This is a genomic window from Bradyrhizobium elkanii USDA 76 (genome assembly GCF_023278185.1).
Lineage (GTDB): Bacteria > Pseudomonadota > Alphaproteobacteria > Rhizobiales > Xanthobacteraceae > Bradyrhizobium > Bradyrhizobium elkanii.
The window spans coordinates 2,233,812-2,253,083 of record NZ_CP066356.1 but is presented as its reverse complement, the minus strand read 5'-3'; the positions used below and the strand labels follow the sequence as shown (position 1 = coordinate 2,253,083).

21 protein-coding genes are annotated in these 19,272 nt (G+C 65.3%); 12 read left to right on the top strand and 9 right to left on the bottom strand.

Annotated elements, in window-relative coordinates:
* The first annotated feature begins 131 nt into the window (after positions 1-131).
* From JEY66_RS10855 to JEY66_RS10835, 5 genes are all read left to right on the top strand, one after another.
* Complete coding sequence (locus tag JEY66_RS10855) at positions 132-1,097, top strand: small ribosomal subunit Rsm22 family protein (protein WP_018273382.1); 966 nt, start codon at positions 132-134, stop codon at positions 1,095-1,097.
* 164 nt (positions 1,098-1,261) lie between these two features.
* A complete protein-coding gene (locus JEY66_RS10850; protein ID WP_016839704.1) occupies positions 1,262-1,822 on the top strand; it encodes a LemA family protein in 561 nt (186 codons plus the stop codon).
* Positions 1,823-1,856: 34 nt separating this feature from the next.
* Entirely contained in the window at positions 1,857-3,071 is a 1,215-nt protein-coding gene (locus JEY66_RS10845; RefSeq protein ID WP_016839705.1) for a M48 family metallopeptidase, read from the top strand.
* Positions 3,072-3,233: 162 nt separating this feature from the next.
* Entirely contained in the window at positions 3,234-3,977 is a 744-nt protein-coding gene (locus tag JEY66_RS10840) for a P-loop NTPase family protein (RefSeq protein WP_016839706.1), read from the top strand.
* Between the two features lie 60 nt (positions 3,978-4,037).
* Positions 4,038-4,706: a P-loop NTPase family protein gene (locus tag JEY66_RS10835; protein ID WP_016839707.1), complete on the top strand. Its 669-nt coding sequence runs from the start codon at positions 4,038-4,040 to the stop codon at positions 4,704-4,706.
* 64 nt (positions 4,707-4,770) lie between these two features.
* Here JEY66_RS10835 and JEY66_RS10830 read toward each other — a convergent pair whose 3' ends face one another.
* Both JEY66_RS10830 and JEY66_RS10825 read right to left on the bottom strand, forming a co-directional pair.
* Positions 4,771-5,310, bottom strand: coding sequence for an adenine phosphoribosyltransferase (locus JEY66_RS10830; protein WP_018273383.1), 540 nt, complete (start codon positions 5,308-5,310; stop codon positions 4,771-4,773).
* A 14-nt stretch (positions 5,311-5,324) separates the two neighbouring features.
* Complete coding sequence (locus tag JEY66_RS10825) at positions 5,325-7,490, bottom strand: anthranilate synthase component I (protein ID WP_016839709.1); 2,166 nt, start codon at positions 7,488-7,490, stop codon at positions 5,325-5,327.
* A gap of 357 nt (positions 7,491-7,847) precedes the next feature.
* On the opposite strand from JEY66_RS10825, the gene JEY66_RS10820 reads away from it, so the two are divergent.
* Positions 7,848-8,843 (top strand): VOC family protein, encoded by a 996-nt coding sequence (locus tag JEY66_RS10820; RefSeq protein WP_038378866.1) that lies wholly within the window; start codon positions 7,848-7,850, stop codon positions 8,841-8,843.
* Between the two features lie 146 nt (positions 8,844-8,989).
* On the opposite strand, the gene JEY66_RS10815 is transcribed toward JEY66_RS10820, so the two are convergent.
* From JEY66_RS10815 to petA, 3 genes are all read right to left on the bottom strand, one after another.
* Entirely contained in the window at positions 8,990-9,664 is a 675-nt protein-coding gene (locus JEY66_RS10815; protein ID WP_026193257.1) for a dienelactone hydrolase family protein, read from the bottom strand.
* Positions 9,665-9,847: 183 nt separating this feature from the next.
* Positions 9,848-11,920, bottom strand: a complete 2,073-nt coding sequence (locus JEY66_RS10810; protein WP_026193258.1) for a cytochrome c1 — start codon at positions 11,918-11,920, stop codon at positions 9,848-9,850.
* 72 nt (positions 11,921-11,992) lie between these two features.
* A complete protein-coding gene (gene petA, locus JEY66_RS10805; protein WP_016839713.1) occupies positions 11,993-12,523 on the bottom strand; it encodes a ubiquinol-cytochrome c reductase iron-sulfur subunit in 531 nt (176 codons plus the stop codon).
* A 277-nt stretch (positions 12,524-12,800) separates the two neighbouring features.
* On the opposite strand from petA, the gene JEY66_RS10800 reads away from it, so the two are divergent.
* The 6 genes from JEY66_RS10800 (at position 12,801) to JEY66_RS10775 (ending at position 16,307) form a co-directional block, all read left to right on the top strand.
* Positions 12,801-13,286 (top strand): tRNA (cytidine(34)-2'-O)-methyltransferase, encoded by a 486-nt coding sequence (locus tag JEY66_RS10800; RefSeq protein WP_016839714.1) that lies wholly within the window; start codon positions 12,801-12,803, stop codon positions 13,284-13,286.
* Positions 13,287-13,297: 11 nt separating this feature from the next.
* On the top strand, positions 13,298-13,930 hold the full coding sequence (gene queE, locus JEY66_RS10795) for a 7-carboxy-7-deazaguanine synthase (RefSeq protein WP_026193259.1): 633 nt from the start codon (positions 13,298-13,300) through the stop codon (positions 13,928-13,930).
* A gap of 27 nt (positions 13,931-13,957) precedes the next feature.
* Entirely contained in the window at positions 13,958-14,323 is a 366-nt protein-coding gene (locus tag JEY66_RS10790) for a 6-pyruvoyl trahydropterin synthase family protein (RefSeq protein ID WP_016839716.1), read from the top strand.
* Between the two features lie 2 nt (positions 14,324-14,325).
* A complete protein-coding gene (gene hemF, locus JEY66_RS10785) occupies positions 14,326-15,222 on the top strand; it encodes an oxygen-dependent coproporphyrinogen oxidase (protein ID WP_016839717.1) in 897 nt (298 codons plus the stop codon).
* Positions 15,213-15,953: an HAD family hydrolase gene (locus JEY66_RS10780; protein WP_016839718.1), complete on the top strand. Its 741-nt coding sequence runs from the start codon at positions 15,213-15,215 to the stop codon at positions 15,951-15,953. The genes hemF and JEY66_RS10780 overlap by 10 nt, the downstream gene beginning before the upstream one ends.
* Before the next feature lie 114 nt (positions 15,954-16,067).
* Entirely contained in the window at positions 16,068-16,307 is a 240-nt protein-coding gene (locus JEY66_RS10775; protein ID WP_026193260.1) for a YodC family protein, read from the top strand.
* Positions 16,308-16,362: 55 nt separating this feature from the next.
* Here JEY66_RS10775 and JEY66_RS10770 read toward each other — a convergent pair whose 3' ends face one another.
* Genes JEY66_RS10770 through JEY66_RS10755 form a run of 4 tightly spaced genes read right to left on the bottom strand, consistent with a single transcriptional unit; the run spans position 16,363 to position 19,263 of the window.
* Positions 16,363-17,118, bottom strand: a complete 756-nt coding sequence (locus tag JEY66_RS10770) for a sulfite exporter TauE/SafE family protein (protein ID WP_016839721.1) — start codon at positions 17,116-17,118, stop codon at positions 16,363-16,365.
* On the bottom strand, positions 17,115-18,371 hold the full coding sequence (locus JEY66_RS10765; RefSeq protein WP_018273386.1) for a CCA tRNA nucleotidyltransferase: 1,257 nt from the start codon (positions 18,369-18,371) through the stop codon (positions 17,115-17,117). The genes JEY66_RS10770 and JEY66_RS10765 overlap by 4 nt, the downstream gene beginning before the upstream one ends.
* Complete coding sequence (locus JEY66_RS10760; RefSeq protein WP_016839724.1) at positions 18,368-18,631, bottom strand: DUF6111 family protein; 264 nt, start codon at positions 18,629-18,631, stop codon at positions 18,368-18,370. The genes JEY66_RS10765 and JEY66_RS10760 overlap by 4 nt, the downstream gene beginning before the upstream one ends.
* Entirely contained in the window at positions 18,628-19,263 is a 636-nt protein-coding gene (locus JEY66_RS10755; protein WP_370145980.1) for a CoA pyrophosphatase, read from the bottom strand. The genes JEY66_RS10760 and JEY66_RS10755 overlap by 4 nt, the downstream gene beginning before the upstream one ends.
* Positions 19,264-19,272 lie beyond the last annotated feature (9 nt).

Genomic DNA, 19,272 nt, shown 5'->3' with positions numbered 1-19,272 from the left:
CCGCGCAAAGGCTTCGCCTTTGTCGCTGGAGGAGCCGCGCATTCGCGCGGCGTCTCGAAGGATGGGTCACGACTCGTGATCGTCATCCTTCGAGGCTCGCAAGCGCTCGCACCTCAGGATGACGGCAGACGATGACCTCACCCGACCTTCCCGCCGAACTGCGCGCGGCCCTCAACGCCAGGCTCGAAGGCCTGTCGCGCAGCGACGCCGCCGGCCGCGCGGCGGTGATCTCGCAGACCTATCGCGAAGGCGGCGGCTCCTCGACGATCAGGACCGAGACCGATGCGCTGGCCTATGCGTTGGCGCGGATGCCGGCGACCTATGCCGCCGTGGTGGCGAGCCTCAATGCGCTGACGGAGATCAGGCCCGACTTCGCGCCGGCGCGCCTGCTCGATGTCGGTGCCGGTCCGGGCACCGCGACCTGGGCCGCCGCGGAGGCGTTCACGTCGCTGCGGGCCTTCAGCCTGCTCGATGCCAACAGCGCGCTGCGGTCATTGGCCGAGGACCTGTTTCACGGCAGCATTCGCCTGCACGACACCAGCTACGAACTCGGCCAGGCGCGTGCGCTGCTCGACAAGGCCGAGCCCGCCGACCTCGTCGTCGCCAGCTACATGATCGGCGAACTCGGCGACGCGGAGCGCGGGGCGCTGGCCGATGCGCTGTGGTCGAAAACCAGCGACACGCTGCTGGTCGTCGAGCCCGGCATGCCCGCCGGCTATGCGCGGATCATCGCATTGCGCGCACGCCTGATCGCCGCCGGGGCGCATGTCGTGGCACCCTGCCCGCATGACGGCGGCTGTCCGCTGGTCGCGCCTGACTGGTGCCACTTCTCGCAGCGCCTGCAGCGCTCGCGCGCGCACAAGCAGGTCAAGGGCGCGGAGCTACCCTTCGAGGACGAGCGCTTCGCCTATGTCGCGCTGAGCCGCGCGCGCGTTGAGAACAGGCCATCGCGCGTGCTGGCGCAGCCGGACGTCGGCAAGGTCGAGATCGCAGCGAAACTGTGCACGCCCGAGGGCGTATCGGTTGCGAAGATCCCGCGTCGCGCCAGGGCCGAATACGCAAGCGCCCGGCGCTGGCGCTGGGGCGATGCGGTCTAGATATTTACTTCCGTCGTCCCGGCGAACGCCGGGACGACGGAATAAGTTGAACCGATGTCGGCCAACCCTCGACTAACGCTTGCCCACCTTTCCGCGGCGGGCTGCCATGCGCCCCGATCTTGGGCTACGGTGCCGCCGTCTCGTCCATCAGGAGCTGCTCCGTCATGTCGACCAGCTGGATCGTTATCGGCGTCATCGTGCTTCTCGTGCTGTTTGCATTCGGCGCCTACAACCGCCTCGTGGCGCTCAGCCAGCGGGTCGGACAGGCCTTTGCCGACATCGACGTGCAGCTCAAGCAGCGTCACGACCTGATTCCGAACCTGGTCGAGACCGTGAAGGGCTATGCTGCCCATGAGCGCGGCACGCTCGACGACGTCATCAAGGCGCGCAATTCGGCGATGTCGGCGCAGGGTCCGGCCCAGGTCTCTGCGGCGGAGAACCAGCTCTCCGGCGCGCTCGGCCGGCTGATCGCGCTGTCGGAGGCCTATCCGGACCTCAAGGCCAACGCCAATTTCCAGCAACTCGCCTCCGAGCTTTCCGATCTTGAGAACAAGATCGCCGCCAGCCGCCGCTTCTTCAACAACGCGGTCCAGGAATACAACACCGGCATCCAACAGATGCCGGCCGCGCTGTTCGCCGGCATGTTCGGCTTCACCCGCAAGGATTTCTTCGACCTCGGCGCCAGCCGCACGGAGGTCGAGGCGGCGCCCAGCGTGAAGTTCTGAGGCGCAACGCGCGCCGGCGAGAGGCCGCTCCGTCATGGCCGCCTATGGTCTCTACACGCATATCGCATCGAACAAGTTTCGTTCGATGCTGCTGCTTGCCGGCCTGTTCCTGCTGATCTACGTGCTGGTCTATGCCGGCGCGCTGGTCGCGGAGGTGATGATCGATAGCGGCCGTTCGGTCGACTATTACCTGACGCGGGCCTTGCGCGACCTGGTCTCGGCCTTGCCGTGGGCGACGATCGCGGCGGCGGCGTGGATCGTGATCGCCTATTTCTTCCACCAGAAGATGATCGACGCCGTCACCGGCGGCGAAAGCGTGACGCGCCAGCAAGAGCCGCGGCTCTACAATCTGCTGGAAAATCTTTGCATCTCGCGCGGCATCCCGATGCCGAAGCTGAAGGTGATGGACAGCCCGGCGCTGAATGCATTCGCGACCGGACTGAACCGGAGCCAATACGCCATCACGGTCACGACGGGTCTGTTGCAAGCGCTGAACGACCAGGAGATCGAGGCCGTGCTCGGCCACGAGCTCACCCATATCAAGAACGGCGACGTGCAGCTGATGGTGATCGCCGTGATCATCGCCGGCGTGGTCGGCTTCTTCGGCGAGCTGTTCTTCCGCCTGTTCACGAACCTGTCGTGGAATTCGAGCGGCGGCGGTGGCGGCTGGTCGTCATCCTCACGATCGTCGTCATCCTCCTCGGACCGCGACAGCAAGGGCTCGGGCGGCGGCGCGATCATCGTGATCATCATCGCGGTCGCGTTGATCGTGCTGGCCTGGCTGCTGTCGCAGGTGGTCAAGCTCGCACTGTCGCGCTCGCGCGAATTCCTCGCCGATGCCGGATCGGTCGAGCTCACCAAGAACCCCGATGCGATGATCTCGGCGCTGCGCAAGATCGAGAACCGCGGCGAGCTGCCAGATGCCACCTCGGCCGTGATGGAACTCTGCGTCGACAATCCGCGCGAGGGGTTCGCCGACCTGTTCGCCACCCATCCCTCGGTGAAGTCCCGGGTCGATGCCCTGGTGAAATACGCCGGCGGCCACGATCCCGGACCGCTGGCGCTGCCGGACGAGACGGAGCCGCAGGATGAGCCCCCCGCGGCGGGCGACCAGCCTCCGCCCGCGACCCATGGGCCGTGGGGCGACAAGCCGCGTGCACCGGCGAACAATCCGCCAGCGCTGCCGGGCAACAACCCCACGCAGGGACCATTGGGTCCTCTCCAGGGCCCTTGGGGACGACACCGCTAATCGCGCCCTAGCCTACTCAGTCCATTAAGGAAATTCCCACCAAACCGATCGTGGACGCCTTAAGGAATTGAATTCTCCCTCGTTTCTGCCATGTTCGCGCCCAAAGCAGTGTGGGGACTTGCCGATCGCCATCGCGGTCGGGAGCGCGCTTAAGGGACTTCCATGGCAAAGCCGGTTGTGATCGTGGTGGGCGCCGACAAGGGCGGGGTCGGCAAGACCACCGTCTCGCGGACGCTCCTGGACTATTTCAGTGCCAATAACGTGCAGACCCGGGCGTTCGACACCGAATCGCCGCGCGGCACGCTGAAGCGCTTCCATCCTGACATCACCGAGATCGTCGACATGACGACGACCGCGGACCAGATGAAGATCTTCGATACGCTGAACTCGGGGCCCTCGGTCACCGTGATCGACGTCCGCGCCGGCCTGTTGTCGCCCGCGCTGGCCTCGCTGCGCGATATCGGCTTCCTCGACGCGGCGCGCTCCGGCCAGATCACCTTCGCCGTGTTCCATATCCTCGGCCCGTCGATCGCCTCGCTGGACGAGATCGCGGAAACCGCCAACTTCATGAGCGGCGCGAAGTATTTCCTGGTGAAGAACTTCATCAACGACACCCAGTTCTTCCAGTGGGACCAGGCGACCTACAATTCCTACTTCCATCGCATCAAGGACGCCGTGGACCTGACGATCCCGAAGCTCAACGAAATGGCCTATGAGCAGGTCGAGGTCTCCTCGGTTCCGTTCCTGAAATTCGTCGCCAACAAAGGCATCAACGACGACGCCGCCAACTACTCCTTCGTGCTGCGCGGCTATGTCCGTCACTGGCTCGCCAATGTCTGGAGCGAGTACGACCGGATCAAGCTGACCGACCTGGTCGGCGCCAAGTCGGCCAAAGGCGAAAAATAGTCGCACCTTCGACCTTGATGGGGCTGGATTAGGCGAAAATTTGGCCTGATATAGCGGGCGATGTCATCGACGCCCGTTTACATCATCTGCTCGCCCCGCCCGCAGGTCGGCAAGACGCTGATCGCGCGGCTGCTCGGCGAATTCCTGCTGCTCAAGAACGGCGACGTGGTCTGCTACGACATCAATCTGAAGGAGCCGTCGCTGCTCGACTACCTGCCGCGGATCACCGAAACCGCTGACGTGATCGACACCTACGGCAAGATGCAGCTGATGGACCGCGTCATCGCCAATGACGGCATCGGCAAGGTGATCGACCTCGGCTACCACGCCTTCGACGAATTCTTCAAAATGTGCGACGAGATCGGGCTGATGAAGGAGGCGCTGCGCCGCCGCGTCGCGCCGATCATCCTGTACGTCGCCGATACCGACCGCGCCTCGGTGCGGGGCTACCAGACGCTGCACGGCATGATCCCGCCGAATGCGCTGTTCGTCATCGACAACGAGTTCGTGGTGCGCGGCGAGCTGCCGCCTGTCATGACCGCCAGCCGGGTGCTGCGCTTCCGCGCGCTGCCGGTGTTCCTGAAGACCTATATCGACCGGCTGAACTTCTCCTTCACCGGCTATCTGCGCCAGGAAAAGGATTCATCGACTGAGCTGCATCAATGGATCCGGCGGAATTACACCACGTTCCGCGATCTTGAATTGAGCGTGCTGTTGCAGCGAGGATGACTGTCGTCCCAGCCTAGGCGCGATTGCGCACGGGAGCCGGGACGACCATGTGGAGGGATTTGCGCTAATGCCCCTCGAACGCCATCAGCGTGCGCACCGGAACGTCCATCGCGCGCAGCTTGGCGGCGCCGCCGAGATCGGGCAGGTCGACGATGAAGCAGGCCGCGACCACATTGGCGCCGATCTGGCGCAGCAGCTTCACCGCGCCCTCCGCAGTGCCGCCGGTCGCGATCAGATCGTCGACCAGGATCACGCGCTCGCCGGGCTGCACGGCGTCGGCATGCATCTCCATCTCGTCGATGCCGTATTCCAGCGAGTAGGCGATCCGCACCGTGGTGTGCGGAAGCTTGCCCTTCTTGCGGATCGGCACGAAGCCGGCGGAGAGCTGATGCGCGACCGCGCCGCCGAGGATGAAGCCGCGGGCCTCGATGCCGGCGACCTTGTCGACCTTCGCGCCCGCCCAGGGATGCACCAGCTCGTCGACCGCCCGGCGGAAGGCCCTCGCATCCGCGAGCAGCGTCGTGATGTCGCGAAACAGGATGCCCTTCTTCGGGTAGTCCGGGATGGTGCGAACGGTCGCCTTGATGTCGTGGTCGAAGGTCATTGGTCTCGCAATCCTCAATTGGCCGGCGGGTTGAGCCGGAATGCATTCTCGACAATGCGCAGGCCGACCTCGTTGCCGAGCGACATCAGCGATTCCGGATGGAATTGCACGCCGCCGACCGGCAGGGTCTTGTGCTCGATCACCATCGCGACGCCGTCTTCGGTGGTCGCGGTCACCGCCAACACCTCGGGCACGCTGTCGCGCTCGACATAGAGCGAGTGGTAGCGGCCGATCACGATCTCATTGGGCAGGTTCCGCATCAGCCGCCCGCCGCGCACCTGGACGCGCGACGGACGGCCATGCGCGGGCTGACCGAGCTGGCCGAGCTGGCCGCCGAAATATTCGCCGATCGCCTGCACGCCGAGGCAGACGCCGAAGATCGGTAGCTGCTTCTCGAGCGCGGTATCGATGGTTTTCGCGATGCCGAAATCCTCCGGGCGACCCGGCCCGGGCGACAGCACCAGGAGGTCCCAGCCCTTCTTCTTGAGCATGTCCTGGGCATGGACGTGCCTGACCACGGTGACGTTGGCACCGACCTGGCGGAAGTAATCGGCCAGCATGTGCACGAAGCTGTCGTCGTGATCGATCAAGAGCACGTTCTTGCCGGAGCCGGTGGCGTCGGGCGCGAAATCCGACAGCGGCTTCGGCGGATCGCCGCGCAGCGCCTGGAACAGCGCCGCGGCCTTGACCTGGCACTCGCGATCCTCGGCGGCGGGATCTGAATCGAACAGGCAGGTCGCGCCGACGCGCACCTCGGCAAGCCCATCCTTCATGCGGATGGTGCGAATGGTGAGCCCGGTGTTGATGCTGCCGTCGAAATTGACGCAGCCGATCGCGCCGGCATACCAGCGCCGCGGCGACCGCTCGTGATCCTCAACAAATTGCATCGCCCACAGTTTCGGCGCGCCTGTCACCGTCACGGCCCAGGCATGGGTCAGGAAGGCGTCGAGCGAATCGAAGCCCGGCCGCAGCATGCCCTCGACGTGATCAACGGTGTGGAACAGCTTTGAGTAGGTCTCGATCTGACGCCGCGCCAGCACCTTGATGGTGCCGGGCACGCAGACGCGCGCCTTGTCGTTGCGGTCGACATCGGTGCACATGTTGAGCTCGAACTCGTCCTTCTCCGAGTTCAGGAGCTTGCGGATCTGCTCGGCATCGCCGATCGAGTCCGAGCCGCGCGCGATGGTGCCCGAGATCGGGCAGGTCTCGACCCGGCGGCCGTCGGAACGCACGAACATCTCGGGCGACGCGGAGACCAGGAATTCGCCGTCGCCGAGATTCATCAGCGCGCCATAGGGCGACGGATTGATGCGGCAGAGCCGCTGGAACACTTCCGCCGGCGAGCGCTCGCAGGGCTCGGCGAACAGCTGCCCGGGCACCGCCTCGAACAGGTCACCGCGGGCAAACGCCGCGCGCGCGACCTCGACGGTCGCCTGATATTCGCCGGGCGCGTGATCGGCATAGCCCTGCCGGCCGTTCCGTGCGTAGAGGCTCGGCGCGGTCTCCTGCGGCAGGCCGGCGGTGGATTTGCCCTTCCAGGAGAATTCGTAAGTGAGCGCCACGCCGCGGCCGGTGGCGCGGTCATAGGCCAAGAGACGGTCCGGCACGTAGAGCACGATGTCGCGCTGGTCGGCCTCGCGGGCGCGCTTCTGCACCAGGTCCTCGATCTGGAACACGAGGTCGTAGGCGAAGGCGCCGAACAGGCCGAGCAGCGGATCGGCGTTGGAGGTGAACGCCGCCACCATGTCGCGCACCAGCGACATCACGCTGGCGCGGCGGGTGCGCTGGTCTTCCTCGACCGGCGCGGCGCCGCGGATGATATAGCCGGCGAGCCGCGTTGCGCTCCGCTCTGAGATCACGACGCAGGGCTCGCGCAGCACGTCGCCGAGGAAGGCGATCAGGACCTCGCCGCGCGGGTTCAGCGCCTGCAACGAGAAGTTGGTGCCTGACGTCTCCAGCACCAGCGGCGGATCGGCGAAGCCGAGGTCAAAGCTCTCGTAGCGGCCCGGTACCGTCGTGCCCGAGGACAGCACCACGCCGCGGCGGCGGTCCAGCAGCGCGATCAAATCGTCGAGGCGGTTGGCGCCGCCGGTGAACTGCTCGACCACGCGCGCGACCGCAAGGCCGCCATTGGTCAGATATTCGCTCTTGGCCGGCAGGGAGAAGACTGTCCTGTTCATGTGATCCTCTTACGAGACTTGCCGAGAGAGCGCCACACAGGACAAACGAAGGGCAAATAAACTAACCATCGGTCGCACTGCGATGGCGACCTTCGACGTTTGTGAAAAAAGAAAACGCACCGGCCACCTATGAGAAGGTGGGCCACCAACGACGGGATGGGCTGGCAACGGTGCTCATGGCCCGTTACTCACCACCCGGCGCGGGCCGTGTCAAGGGATGGCCTGACAGCCCTGCCCCAGGGCGGGACGCCCTTTCGGCGGCATTTTCGGGGTTTGAAGGGGCGGGAATCCGCGTAGGATTTGCTGAAATGGCGGCCGGCTGGCCGCCCAAAAAACAGACAGATGGCGGAGGCGCAGATGGCGATTTTGGGTCTCGGATATGCTGGCTTCGGCTCCGACGCGCTCGACGACTGGCGGCAGTTCGGCACTGGCCTCGTCGGGCTGCAGGCAGTCGAGCGCGGCAATTCGCTGCTCGCGTTCCGGATGGACGACCGCAAGCAGCGCATCGTGATCGACCGCGCCCAGGGCGAAGGCACAAGGTTCTTCGGCTGGGAGGTGGCCGACCGTGCGGCCCTCGACGCGCTGGCGGCACGGCTGGAGCGCGCCGGCGTCGCGGTGACCGCGGAGCCGCAGGCGCTCGCAGATAGCAGGCGGGTGCGTGGCCTGATCTCGTTTCGCGACCCCGCCGGCAACCGCCTCGAGGCGTTTCATGGCGCCGAGATCGACGACACGCCGTTCAGGCCGGGGCGCTCGATCTCCGGCTTCCGCACCGGGCCGCTCGGCCTCGGCCACGCCGTGCTGACGGTCGAGCACATCGCCCCGGTGATGAGCTTCTATGTCGACGTGCTCGGCTTCGGCTTAAGCGACTACATCGAAAAGCCGTTCCGCGCCTATTTCTTCCACGTCAATGCCCGCCACCACTCGCTGGCGCTGATCGAGACCGGCACGAACGGCATGCACCATCTGATGGTAGAACTGTTCTCGCTCGACGATGTCGGCCAAGCCTATGACGTCGCGCAGCAGGAAGACCGCGTCAACGTCACGCTCGGCCGCCACACCAACGACCTGATGACATCGTTTTACGCCAGGTCGCCGTCCACCTTCATGGTCGAGTGCGGCTGGGGCGGCCGCGAGATCGATCCGGTGAACTGGACGCCGTTCGAGATGCATGACGGCCCGAGCCTGTGGGGCCACGAGCGGGTCTGGCTGTCGCCGGAGGACCGCGCCGTCGCGCGCGAGATGCGGATGCGCGCCGCCGCCGAGGGCAAGCGCGCACCGGTGCAGGTGATGGAAGGCAATTTCAAGCTGATGTCGGGGACCTGCCCGTGGTGGGACGGGGTGAAGGAAAGTTAAGTCTCGCCGTCGTCCCTGCGAAAGCAGGGACCCATAGCCACAGGGCGTAGTTTATTTGACGATATGACTGCCACTGTGCCGATTGCCGCGGCCGCAGCGTATGGGTCCCTGCTTTCGCAGGGACCACATCTCGCTTGAGGATGCCTCTACCCCAGATGCTTCTTGAAGAAGTCCGTGGCGCGGCCCCAGGCGAGTTCGGCGGCCTCGCGGTCGTGCACCGACTGGCGCTGCTCGTTGACGAAGGCGTGCTCGGCGTCATAGCGGAACAGCTCGAGCGACTTGCCGGCGGCCTTCATCGCCTTCTCGAAATTGCTGACGAGCTCGGGCGTGCACCAGTCGTCCTTGTTGGCGAAATGCGCCTGCAGCGGGATCCTGACGTCGGCGGGCTTGGCGGCCTGCTCCGGCGGGATGCCGTAGAACACGACGCCCGCGGTCAATTCCGGCACATGCACCGAGCCGATGATGGTCACCGCGCCGCCGAGGCAGAAGCCGGTCAGGCCGACCTTGGCGCCGTTCTTGGCGAGATACTGCGCGGCGCCGCGCACCGTCTGCGTTGTAGCGTCCATGAAATCGAGCGAGTTCATCTCTTTGCCCGCGGCATCGGTGTCATGATAAGGCACCACCTTGCCCTTGTAGAGATCGGGCGCCAGCGCATCGAAGCCGGCCACCGCGAAGCGGTCGCACAAGCCCTTGATCTGGTCCGACAGGCCCCACCATTCCTGGATCACGACGACGCCGGGCGCGTTGCCGCGCGCTGCATTGGCGAGATAGCCCGACGCTTCCTTGCCGTCCGGACGCTTGAAGCTGATGCTGGTACCCATGAGTTCCTCCGCAATGTTTGCCGGCTGATTGGCCGGCATCTTGTCCGCACTCGGCGGCCGACGCAATTGACGACACTGTCATTCCGGGTTCGATGCTACCGCGTCGCCCCGGAATGACGGAGAGATTGCAAACAAAAAAGCCCCCGAAGGGGCTTTTTCAAATTCGCTATACCGTACCCGAGATCAGTGGGCGTTGGCCCAGACCTTGCGCTTGGTGAAGTACATCAGGAAGGCAAAGACAACCAGGAAGAAGAACACCTGCATGCCGATCCGCTTGCGCTCCTCCATGTGCGGCTCGGCGGCCCACATCAGGAACGTGGTGACGTCATGCGCGTACTGCTTGACCGTCGCCGGCGAACCGTCGTCGAAGGTCACCTGACCATCGGACAGCGGCTTCGGCATCTTGATGGCGTGGCCGGGGAAGTACTTGTTGTAGTACGAGCCCTCCGGGATCGTGACGCCCGCCGGAGCCTTGTCCTCGAAGCCCTGCAGGATGGCGTCGACGTAGTCGGGTCCCTGCTCCTGGTACTGGGTGAAGAAGTCGATCGCGAACTGCGGGAAACCGCGCTTGTAGGACCGCGCCTTGGTGATCAGCGAGAGGTCGGGCGGCGCCGCGCCGCCATTGGCCGCGCGCGCGGCCTGCTCGTTCGGGAACGGCGACGGGAAGTAATCCGCCGGGCGGCCCGGACGCTCGAACATCTCGCCCTGGTCGTTCGGGCCGTCCTTGATCTTGTACTCGGACGCGAACGCCGCCGCCTGCGCCGGCGAATAGCCGGGGCCGCCGGGATCGGCGAGGTTGCGGAACGCGACATAGGACAGGCCGTGACAGGCGGCACAGACTTCCTTGTAGACCTTCAGGCCGCGCTGCAGCGAACCACGGTCATAGGTGCCGAAGGGACCGGAGAACGACCACTTCTGGGCCGGCGGCGCGTTGCCACCCTCCTCGGCCTTGGCGTTCTGGGTGCCGCCGACGAGCAGGCTGCCGGCCACCACCATCGCGAGCATCACAGAGGCCGCGGTCGCGGCCCTGCCCTTGCTCTTCGCCAGCACGTCGTCGGCGATCGAGTTCGGCACCGGACGCGGGGTCTCGATGCGGGCAAGCAGCGGCAGCACGATCAGGAAGTAGGCGAAGTAGCAGACCGTCAGGATGCGGCCGGCGATCACATAGATGCCTTCCGGCGGCTGCGAGCCGAGGTAGCCGAGCAGGATGCAGACCACCACGAAGATCCAGAAGAACTGCTTGGCCAGCGGACGATACTTCGACGAACGGGTCCGTGCGCTGTCGAGCCACGGCAGGAAGCACAGGATGATGATGGCCGAGAACATCGCCACGACGCCGGCGAGCTTGTTCGGGATCGAACGCAGGATCGCGTAGAACGGCAGGTAGTACCATTCAGGCACGATGTGCGCCGGCGTCACGCCCGGGTTCGCCGGGATGTAGTTGTCGGCGTCGCCGAGATAGTTCGGCATGTAGAAGATGAACCAGGCGAAGAAGATCAGGAAGCAGGACACGCCGAACATGTCCTTGATCGTCGCATACGGCGTGAACGCAACGGTGTCTTTCTCGGTCTTGGCCTCGACGCCGGCCGGGTTGTTCTGACCCGCGACGTGCAGCGCCCAGACGTGCAGCACGACCACGCCGGCGATCACGAACGGCAGCAGGTAGTGCAGCGAGAAGAAGCGGTTCAGCGTCGGGTTGCCGACCGAATAGCCGCCCCACAGCAGGGTCACGATGCTCTCGCCGAAATAGGGCACGGCCGAGAACAGATTGGTGATGACGGTGGCGCCCCAGAAGCTCATCTGGCCCCATGGCAGCACGTAGCCCATGAAGCCCGTCGCCATCATCAGGAGGTAGATGATGACGCCGAGGATCCACAGCACCTCGCGCGGCTCCTTGTACGACCCGTAATAAAGGCCGCGGAACATATGGATGTAGACGGCGAAGAAGAACATCGACGCGCCGCAGGCATGCATGTTGCGCAGCAGCCAGCCGTAATTGACGTCGCGGACGATCAGCTCGACCGACTTGAAGGCGAGGTCGGCGTGCGGCGTGTAGTGCATCGCCAGGATCACGCCGGTCAGGATCTGCAGCGCCAGCATCATCGACAGGATGGCGCCGAAGGTCCACCAGTAGTTCAGGTTGCGCGGCGTCGGATAGGCCACGAACGAGGAGTGGATCAGGCCGAAGATCGGAAGGCGCCGTTCGATCCACTTCAAGGCGGGGTTGCTCGGTTGGAAATCAGATGGTCCGCTCATTGATGCGATCCTGAAGAAGAAAAACGACGCGATGGGTCCAAGTGGAAGCCGAAATCCCGGAGGGGCCGGGACTTAGCCGATCTGGATTTTGGTGTCGGAAAGGAAGGCGTAGGGCGGCACCGCCAGGTTGGCGGGCGCCGGCCCCTGGCGGATACGACCGGAGGAGTCGTACTGCGAGCCGTGGCAGGGGCAGAAGAAGCCGTCGTAATTGCCTTCATGCGCGATCGGGATGCAGCCGAGATGGGTGCAGATGCCGATCACGACCAGCCACTGGTCGTGGCCGGCCTTGACGCGGGCCGAGTCGGGCTGCGGATCGGGCAGGCTCGACAGCGCCACGCTCTGGGCCTCCTGGATCTGCTTCTTGGTGCGATGGCTGATGTAGATCGGCTTGCCGCGCCAGAAGACCTTGATGTCCTGGCCCTCGGCGATCGGCGTCAGATCGACCTCGATCGGCGCGCCGGCCGCGATCGTCGCGGCATCCGGGTTCATCTGGGCAACCAGCGGCCAGACGGTGGCGGCTGCGCCGACCGCGGCGGCAGCTCCGGTTGCAACAAAGAGAAAATCACGGCGTGTCGGATGGTCCGCCGAAGACGCTGTCGTCACGATTCCTAGCCCTTTCTTTTCTGCAGCCGGTGGAACCGCCTCGGAGACGCAGGACGCGCCCCAAGAAAGGCTGCCGGCGCCCGCGGCCCCCGCGGCGGCAGAAAACCGCTATTCCCCACCCCAAATGGCGGAACAGCAGTCCAGAATCGTTCTATTGGCACCCTTGCCGGACGAGCGCAAGCCCGCTATCGGCTCGCACACGTGCAATGCACGAAATCCGCGCCGAGCGATGTCTTATTGAGACAATTTCATCCGGATTTCACAGGCCGCCCGCACCATGCAGATCGCGCTGTTCCAGCCCGACATTCCCCAGAATACAGGGACGATTCTGCGCCTCTGCGCCTGCCTGGACGTGTCAGCCCATATCATCGAACCGGCAGGATTCGACACCTCGGACCGGAATTTCCGCCGGGCGGGTATGGACTATCTCGACCATGTGCGGTTGAAGCGTCACGACTCATGGTCGAAATTCGAGGAATGGCGGGCCGAGGCCGGATGCCGGCTGGTGCTGTTCACGACCAGGGCGGCGAAATCCTATCTTGATTTCGCCTATACGGCCTCCGATGTCCTGCTGTTCGGGCGCGAGACGGCAGGGGTGACCGACGCGGTGGTGGCCGCCGCGGATGCGCGACTGGCGATTCCGATCCGGCCGACCATGCGTTCGCTCAATGTGGCCGTCACGGCGGCCATGGCCGTCGGCGAGGCGCTGCGGCAAACCGGTTCAGGAAACGCCGGTTCAGAAATTGCCGGTTCGGCAACTTAAGGGACTTTTTGGTGAGCTACGCGGTCAAGGAGATCTTTCTCACCCTGCAGGGCGAAGGCGCCCATGCGGGCCGAGCCTCCGTGTTCTGCCGCTTCGCCGGCTGCAACCTCTGGAGCGGCCGCGAGCAGGACCGCGCCGGCGCGGTCTGCAAGTTCTGCGACACCGATTTCGTCGGCACCGACGGGACGCTGGGCGGCCGTTATGCGACCGCAGAAGAGCTTGCCGGCGCCATCGCCGCGCAATGGACAGGAGGCGAGGCTGACCGCTACGTCGTCCTGACCGGTGGCGAGCCGCTGTTGCAGGTCGACGCGGCCCTGATCGAGGCCCTGCACGGCCACGGCTTTGCGATCGCGATCGAGACCAACGGCACCATCGCCCCGCCCGACGGACTCGACTGGATCTGCGTCAGTCCCAAGGCCACAGCCGAGCTCGTGGTGCGCAAGGGGCACGAGCTCAAACTGGTCTATCCGCAAATGGAGAACACACCGGAGGATTTCGCGGGCCTCGCCTTCGAGCGCTTCTCGCTGCAGCCGATGGACGGCCCCGATGTGATGGAGAATACCGAGCGGGCGATCGCCTATTGCCTGAAGCACCCGCAATGGCACCTTAGCGTGCAGACGCACAAGACGCTCGGGATTAGATGAACTGACAGAATCGGATTGTTGAACGAGATGTGGGAATTGACGAAAGCGTTTCGGTTCGAGGCTGCGCATGCGCTGTCCGGAACGACATTTGGCACCGCCAGCGAGGAGATTCACGGCCACTCCTTTCGCGCCGAAGTCACCGTGCGCGGCACGCCCGACCCGAAAACCGGCATGGTGATCGATCTCGGCCTGCTCGAACGCGCGATGGCCGAGGTGCAGAAGACGCTCGACCACAAGTTCCTCAACAAGATCGAGGCGATCGGCGTCCCGACGCTGGAGAATCTGTCGCGCTTCATCTGGGAGCGGTTGCAACACGCAGGCAGGCTGACCCGCGTCAGCGTCCATCGCGACAGCTGCAACGAGAGCTGCACCTATTTCGGCCCGCAAGGTTAGTCATGCTGCCAACAGACCCCGCCATCATCGAGGACCGCAAGGCGCGTGCGCGCGGCTGGTTCGAGGCGCTGCGCAACGACATCTGCGCGGCCTTCGAGAAGCTCGAGGACGACGCCCCATCCAGGCTTTATCCCGGCGCCGCCGGCCGGTTCGTGCGGACCCCCTGGGACCGCACCGACCACACCGGCAAGCCGGGCGGCGGCGGCGTGATGTCGATCATGAAGGGCCGGCTGTTCGAAAAGGTCGGCGTGCACTGCTCGACCGTGCACGGCGAGTTCGCCCCCGAATTCCGCGCGCAGATTCCAGGTGCCGCCGACGATCCACGATTTTGGGCCTCGGGCATTTCGCTGATCGCGCATCTGCGCAATCCGAACGTGCCCGCCGTGCACATGAACACCCGCTTTGTCGTGACCACCAAGGCCTGGTTCGGCGGCGGCGCCGACCTGACGCCGGTGCTGAACCGACGGCGCACCCAGGAGGACCCCGACACGGTCGCCTTCCACGCCGCGATGAAGGAGGCGTGCAGCGGGCCGAACGGCGTCGCCGACTACGACAAGTACAAGAAGTGGTGCGACGACTATTTCTACCTGCCACACCGCAAGGAAGCGCGCGGCATCGGCGGCATCTTCTATGACTGGCACGACAGCGGCGACTGGGAGGCCGATCTCGCCTTCACCCAGGACGTCGGGCGCAGCTTCCTGAAGATCTATCCCGACCTGGTGCGGCGCAATTTCGAAGCCGCCTGGAGCGCCGAGGATCGCGACGAGCAGTTGGTCCGCCGCGGCCGCTATGTCGAATTCAACCTGCTCTATGATCGCGGCACCATCTTCGGCCTGAAGACCGGTGGCAATGTGGATTCGATCCTGTCGTCGCTGCCGCCGGAGGTGAAATGGCCGTGATGAACCTGCCGCGCGCGATGCTTATCGACATGGATGACACCATCCTGTCGGCCTATGGACGCCCCGAGATCGCCTGGAACACGATCACCACGGAGTTTGCCGCGGAGCTGGCACCCCTGCCCCCGGATCAGGTCGCGACCGCGCTGTTGGCCTATGCACGGCAATTCTGGTCGACTGCCGAGCCGATCTGGCGGATCAGGCTCGGCGAGGCGCGGCGGCTGACCGTGAAGGGCGGCTTCGCGGCGCTCGCGGCGGCCGGTCACCGTGCGCTGCCCGACGAGCTCGCGGACCGCATCGCCGATCGCTTCACCGCCTATCGCGAGGAGGAGATGTTCGTCTTCCCCGGCGCGCATGAAGCGATCGATGCGTTCAAGGCGCTCGGCATCAAGCTTGCGCTGGTCACCAACGGCGCCGCCGACATGCAGCGCGCCAAGGTCGAGCGCTTCGCGCTCGGCCATCGCTTCGATCACATCCAGATCGAGGGCGAGCACGGCTTCGGCAAGCCGGAGGAGCGCGCCTACCTGCACGCGATGCAAGCGCTCGGCGTCACCGCATCCGACACCTGGATGATCGGCGACAATCTCGAGTGGGAAGTCGTGGCGCCGCAGCGGCTTGGCATCTATGCGATCTGGATGGACGTGCACGGTGTCGGGCTGCCGCCGGGATCGACCATCAAGCCCGACCGCATCATCCGCTCGCTGAGCGAACTAGTTCCTGCCGCGCGCAAATAGCGCATCGCCGCCGTTTTCCACGTCAATTCCATTGAAGCTGACGCCGGCCGTGATTTGGCTGTCGTCACCGGTCGCTAGCCTGCCGTCCGCGTCATCCAGCGCGGAGGGAAAATCATGGAACTGAAACCAGGCGATGTCGTCATGCTGAAGTCCGGCGGCCATCCGATCACGGTCGTCGAAATCGACGAGGACAAGGTCGCGTGCCTGTGGATGGGCACGGACGGCGATCTGTTTCGCGAAACCTTGCCGCTCGTCGCACTCGAATCGACCGAGCTCGATCCGGAGGACGATGAAGAGGAAGACGACGACGAAGACGACGACGGCGACCGCAAGAAGAAGCGCAAGGCGGCGTGAGATCCGTTGGCGCGATGCTGACTGGCAGTGCCGGCAGCATCGCCTCCGCTTCCCGTCAGAGCGCGCTTGCAATCATCACCACGCCGCCGGTGACCACGGCGGCATCCAGGATCGCGGTGTGGATATGCACCGGCATCCGCGCGACAAAGGCCTTGGCCAGGAACGCGCCGGGGATGGCGACCAGGCCGATCAGCAGCGCAAGCGCCAGCACCTGCGCGGTGATGACGCCGGTCAAGCCGAACACCGAAATCTTGACCGCGGCACTTGTCAGCGAAATCACCGCATCGGTCGCAACCACAGCGGCGCCCTCGAGCCCCGCCGCCATCAGCAGCGACAGCAGGATGACGCCCGAGCCCGCGGTGCCGCCGACCACGACGCCATATCCGACGGCGCCGACCGCAAGGCCCCGCTCACCGATCCTGACCCTGTGCTTGCGCAACAGCCGCCTGAGCGGCACGCTCAGGATCAGCATGCCCCCGATCACCAGCGACGCGCCGGCACTGGTCAGCCTTGTATAGCCGTAGGCGCCGAGCGCCGTGGAGAACAGCGCCGCCGCGATCACGATGATTGCCTTGCGGCGGTCGGCAAACCTGACGAAGGCAACGAAGCGGCTGGAATTGGTGAAGATCGACGAGATCGCGATGATCGGCACGACCGGCTCGGCGCCGACCATCGGCACCAGCACCAGCGGCATCAAGGCGCCGGTGCCATAGCCGGCAAGACCGCCGATCACGGAAGCAAACAGCGCAACGGCTGCGACAAGCAGAATTTGCAGGAGCGAGATATCTGCGAAGCCGGAGAGGAAATTCAAAGCCGATGATCGCGGGTGAAGCGGGAAACGGTCTGGTCGGCGATGCCAGACAACACCTGCGGATCCAGCGGGAAATCCGCGGCTAGCCAAGCATCCTCGGCCAGGGTCAGTACATGCCCCAGTGCCGGTCCCTCGGCAATGCCGCGCGCGACGAAATCCGACGCCCTCAAGGGAAAGTGAGGCGCGCGCCAGCGCTCCGGCAGCGTGGCGAGCGCGCGCCATTGATCGACATCCTGGCCCGCACCGGTGCGCGCCCAGGCGAGCAGCAACCGGTCGCGATAGGGCTCCTCGTCGAGCCGGTAGAGCCTGCGCTTGGCATGGGCCTCGTCCATGCCGGGCAAGCGCCACCAGCGATGGCCCATCGAATCGAGCGCCTTGGCTTCGGCATTGGAGAGCCGCAGCCGGCTGGCGATGCGCCGCGCGTCCTCGGTCACGGCGACCGTCAGCGCGGCGAGCCTTCGCATCGCGCTTGGCGCGAGCTTCATCAGTTGCTCGATCTCGATCATCGCCGCGAACGGGCCGGTATAAGCGATGCCGCCGAACAGCGGCTGCAGCAAGCCGCCGTCACTCATCGCGACCACTGCACTCGCGGCGCCGTTCGCGACCACGAGCTTGAGCATCTCCATGCGAATCCGCTCGGCCGAGAGGCCGGCCAATCCGGCGCGCCCACTGACGCAGGCGAGATAGCCGGCGCGATCGACCTCGCCCACGCCATAGGCGGCATGGAAACGGAACAAGCGCAGGATGCGCAGATAGTCCTCGGCAATCCGCTGCGCGGGATCGCCGATGAAGCGCACCCGCCTCGCCTCGATGTCGGCAAGGCCGCCAACGTGATCGTGCACGACGCCCGAGGCGTCGACCGACAGGCCGTTGATGGTGAAGTCGCGTCGCTCGGCGTCGCGCACCCAGTCGCGACCGAACGCCACCCTGGCCTTGCGGCCATAGGTCTCGGTATCCTCGCGCAGCGTCGTCACCTCGAAGGGCAGGCTGTCGACGACCAGGGTCACCGTGCCGTGCTCGATGCCGGTCGGCACACTCTTGATGCCCGCCCGCTTGGCGCGGCGGATCACCTCCTCCGGCAGCGCCGTGGTGGCGATATCGATGTCGGCGAGCGGAATCCGCATCAGGGCGTTGCGCACGGCCCCGCCGATCACCCGCGCTTCCTCGCCGTCGGCATTGAGCAGGCCGAGCACGTGCGCCGCGGGCCCCGAAGCGAGCCATGGCGCGTCGGACAACAGGCGCACCTCGCTCATTTCTCAACTCCCGGCACCAGCCTGCCGTTTTCGATATGGGCGGGAACGTAGGTCGAGTTCGGCGGCGCGCCGGTCAACTCGGCCAGCAGCACGAAGCTCACGATGACCATCACCAGCGCCACCAGCGTCAGCTTCGCCAGCATGTCGAGCGGCCATGACGCCGGCAGCGTCACGCCGGACCGCGTCGCGATGAGGAAGATGGCATAGACCGCGAACGGGACCAGAAAGATTCCGATCTCGGTCAATACCGTGCGGATCATGACAGATAGATCCGCTCATACAACACGCGCAGGATGCCCGCGGTCGCGCCCCAGATGTAGCGCTCGGCGAACGGCATCGCGTAATAGGACCGGTCCATGCCTCGGAATTCCTTGGTGTGAATCTGATGATTCTCCGGATTCATCAGGAAAGCGAGCGGCACCTCGAACGCATCGACCACCTCCGCCTCGTTGATCGCAAGCGTGAATCCCGGCTTCACCTTGGCGACCGTCGGCAGGATGCGGAAGCCGAACGCGGTGCCATAAAGGTCGAGATAGCCGACCGGGTCGATGAATTCCCGCCTCAGCCCGACTTCCTCGCAGGCCTCGCGTAGCGCGGCATCGAGCGGCGATGCGTCGGTGGCGTCGATCTTGCCGCCGGGAAACGAAATCTGGCCCGCATGGCTCGACAGATTGGGCGAGCGCTGCGTCAACAGCACGGTCGGTTCGGGGTGATCGACCACCGGGATCAGCACCGCGGCCGGCCGCACCGGCTGCTCCTGCGCCACGATCTCGAGCATGCGGTCGTTGCCGGAGTCTCCGGTGCGCGGAATGACATTCGGATCGACCAGGCCCGGCGGCACATCGAAAGTGAGCCGCGTGCGGGCCCGCGCGAAGAATTCCGTCGAGCTGATCGTCGCCGG

What these genes read in the sequence shown, in the direction of transcription:
- JEY66_RS10800 (WP_016839714.1), top strand. Translation starts at nt 12,801, where the DNA reads ATGCAGATCGCGCTGTTCCAGCCCGACATTCCCCAGAATACAGGGACG.
- JEY66_RS10760 (WP_016839724.1), bottom strand. Translation starts at nt 18,631, where the DNA reads ATGATCCGCACGGTATTGACCGAGATCGGAATCTTTCTGGTCCCGTTC.
- JEY66_RS10780 (WP_016839718.1), top strand. Translation starts at nt 15,213, where the DNA reads ATGGCCGTGATGAACCTGCCGCGCGCGATGCTTATCGACATGGATGAC.
- JEY66_RS10845 (WP_016839705.1), top strand. Translation starts at nt 1,857, where the DNA reads ATGGCCGCCTATGGTCTCTACACGCATATCGCATCGAACAAGTTTCGT.
- JEY66_RS10820 (WP_038378866.1), top strand. Translation starts at nt 7,848, where the DNA reads ATGGCGATTTTGGGTCTCGGATATGCTGGCTTCGGCTCCGACGCGCTC.
- JEY66_RS10840 (WP_016839706.1), top strand. Translation starts at nt 3,234, where the DNA reads ATGGCAAAGCCGGTTGTGATCGTGGTGGGCGCCGACAAGGGCGGGGTC.
- JEY66_RS10830 (WP_018273383.1), bottom strand. Translation starts at nt 5,310, where the DNA reads ATGACCTTCGACCACGACATCAAGGCGACCGTTCGCACCATCCCGGAC.
- JEY66_RS10850 (WP_016839704.1), top strand. Translation starts at nt 1,262, where the DNA reads ATGTCGACCAGCTGGATCGTTATCGGCGTCATCGTGCTTCTCGTGCTG.
- hemF (WP_016839717.1), top strand. Translation starts at nt 14,326, where the DNA reads ATGCTGCCAACAGACCCCGCCATCATCGAGGACCGCAAGGCGCGTGCG.
- JEY66_RS10765 (WP_018273386.1), bottom strand. Translation starts at nt 18,371, where the DNA reads ATGAGCGAGGTGCGCCTGTTGTCCGACGCGCCATGGCTCGCTTCGGGG.
- JEY66_RS10775 (WP_026193260.1), top strand. Translation starts at nt 16,068, where the DNA reads ATGGAACTGAAACCAGGCGATGTCGTCATGCTGAAGTCCGGCGGCCAT.
- JEY66_RS10810 (WP_026193258.1), bottom strand. Translation starts at nt 11,920, where the DNA reads ATGAGCGGACCATCTGATTTCCAACCGAGCAACCCCGCCTTGAAGTGG.
- JEY66_RS10835 (WP_016839707.1), top strand. Translation starts at nt 4,038, where the DNA reads ATGTCATCGACGCCCGTTTACATCATCTGCTCGCCCCGCCCGCAGGTC.
- JEY66_RS10815 (WP_026193257.1), bottom strand. Translation starts at nt 9,664, where the DNA reads ATGGGTACCAGCATCAGCTTCAAGCGTCCGGACGGCAAGGAAGCGTCG.
- JEY66_RS10790 (WP_016839716.1), top strand. Translation starts at nt 13,958, where the DNA reads ATGTGGGAATTGACGAAAGCGTTTCGGTTCGAGGCTGCGCATGCGCTG.
- JEY66_RS10855 (WP_018273382.1), top strand. Translation starts at nt 132, where the DNA reads ATGACCTCACCCGACCTTCCCGCCGAACTGCGCGCGGCCCTCAACGCC.
- JEY66_RS10825 (WP_016839709.1), bottom strand. Translation starts at nt 7,490, where the DNA reads ATGAACAGGACAGTCTTCTCCCTGCCGGCCAAGAGCGAATATCTGACC.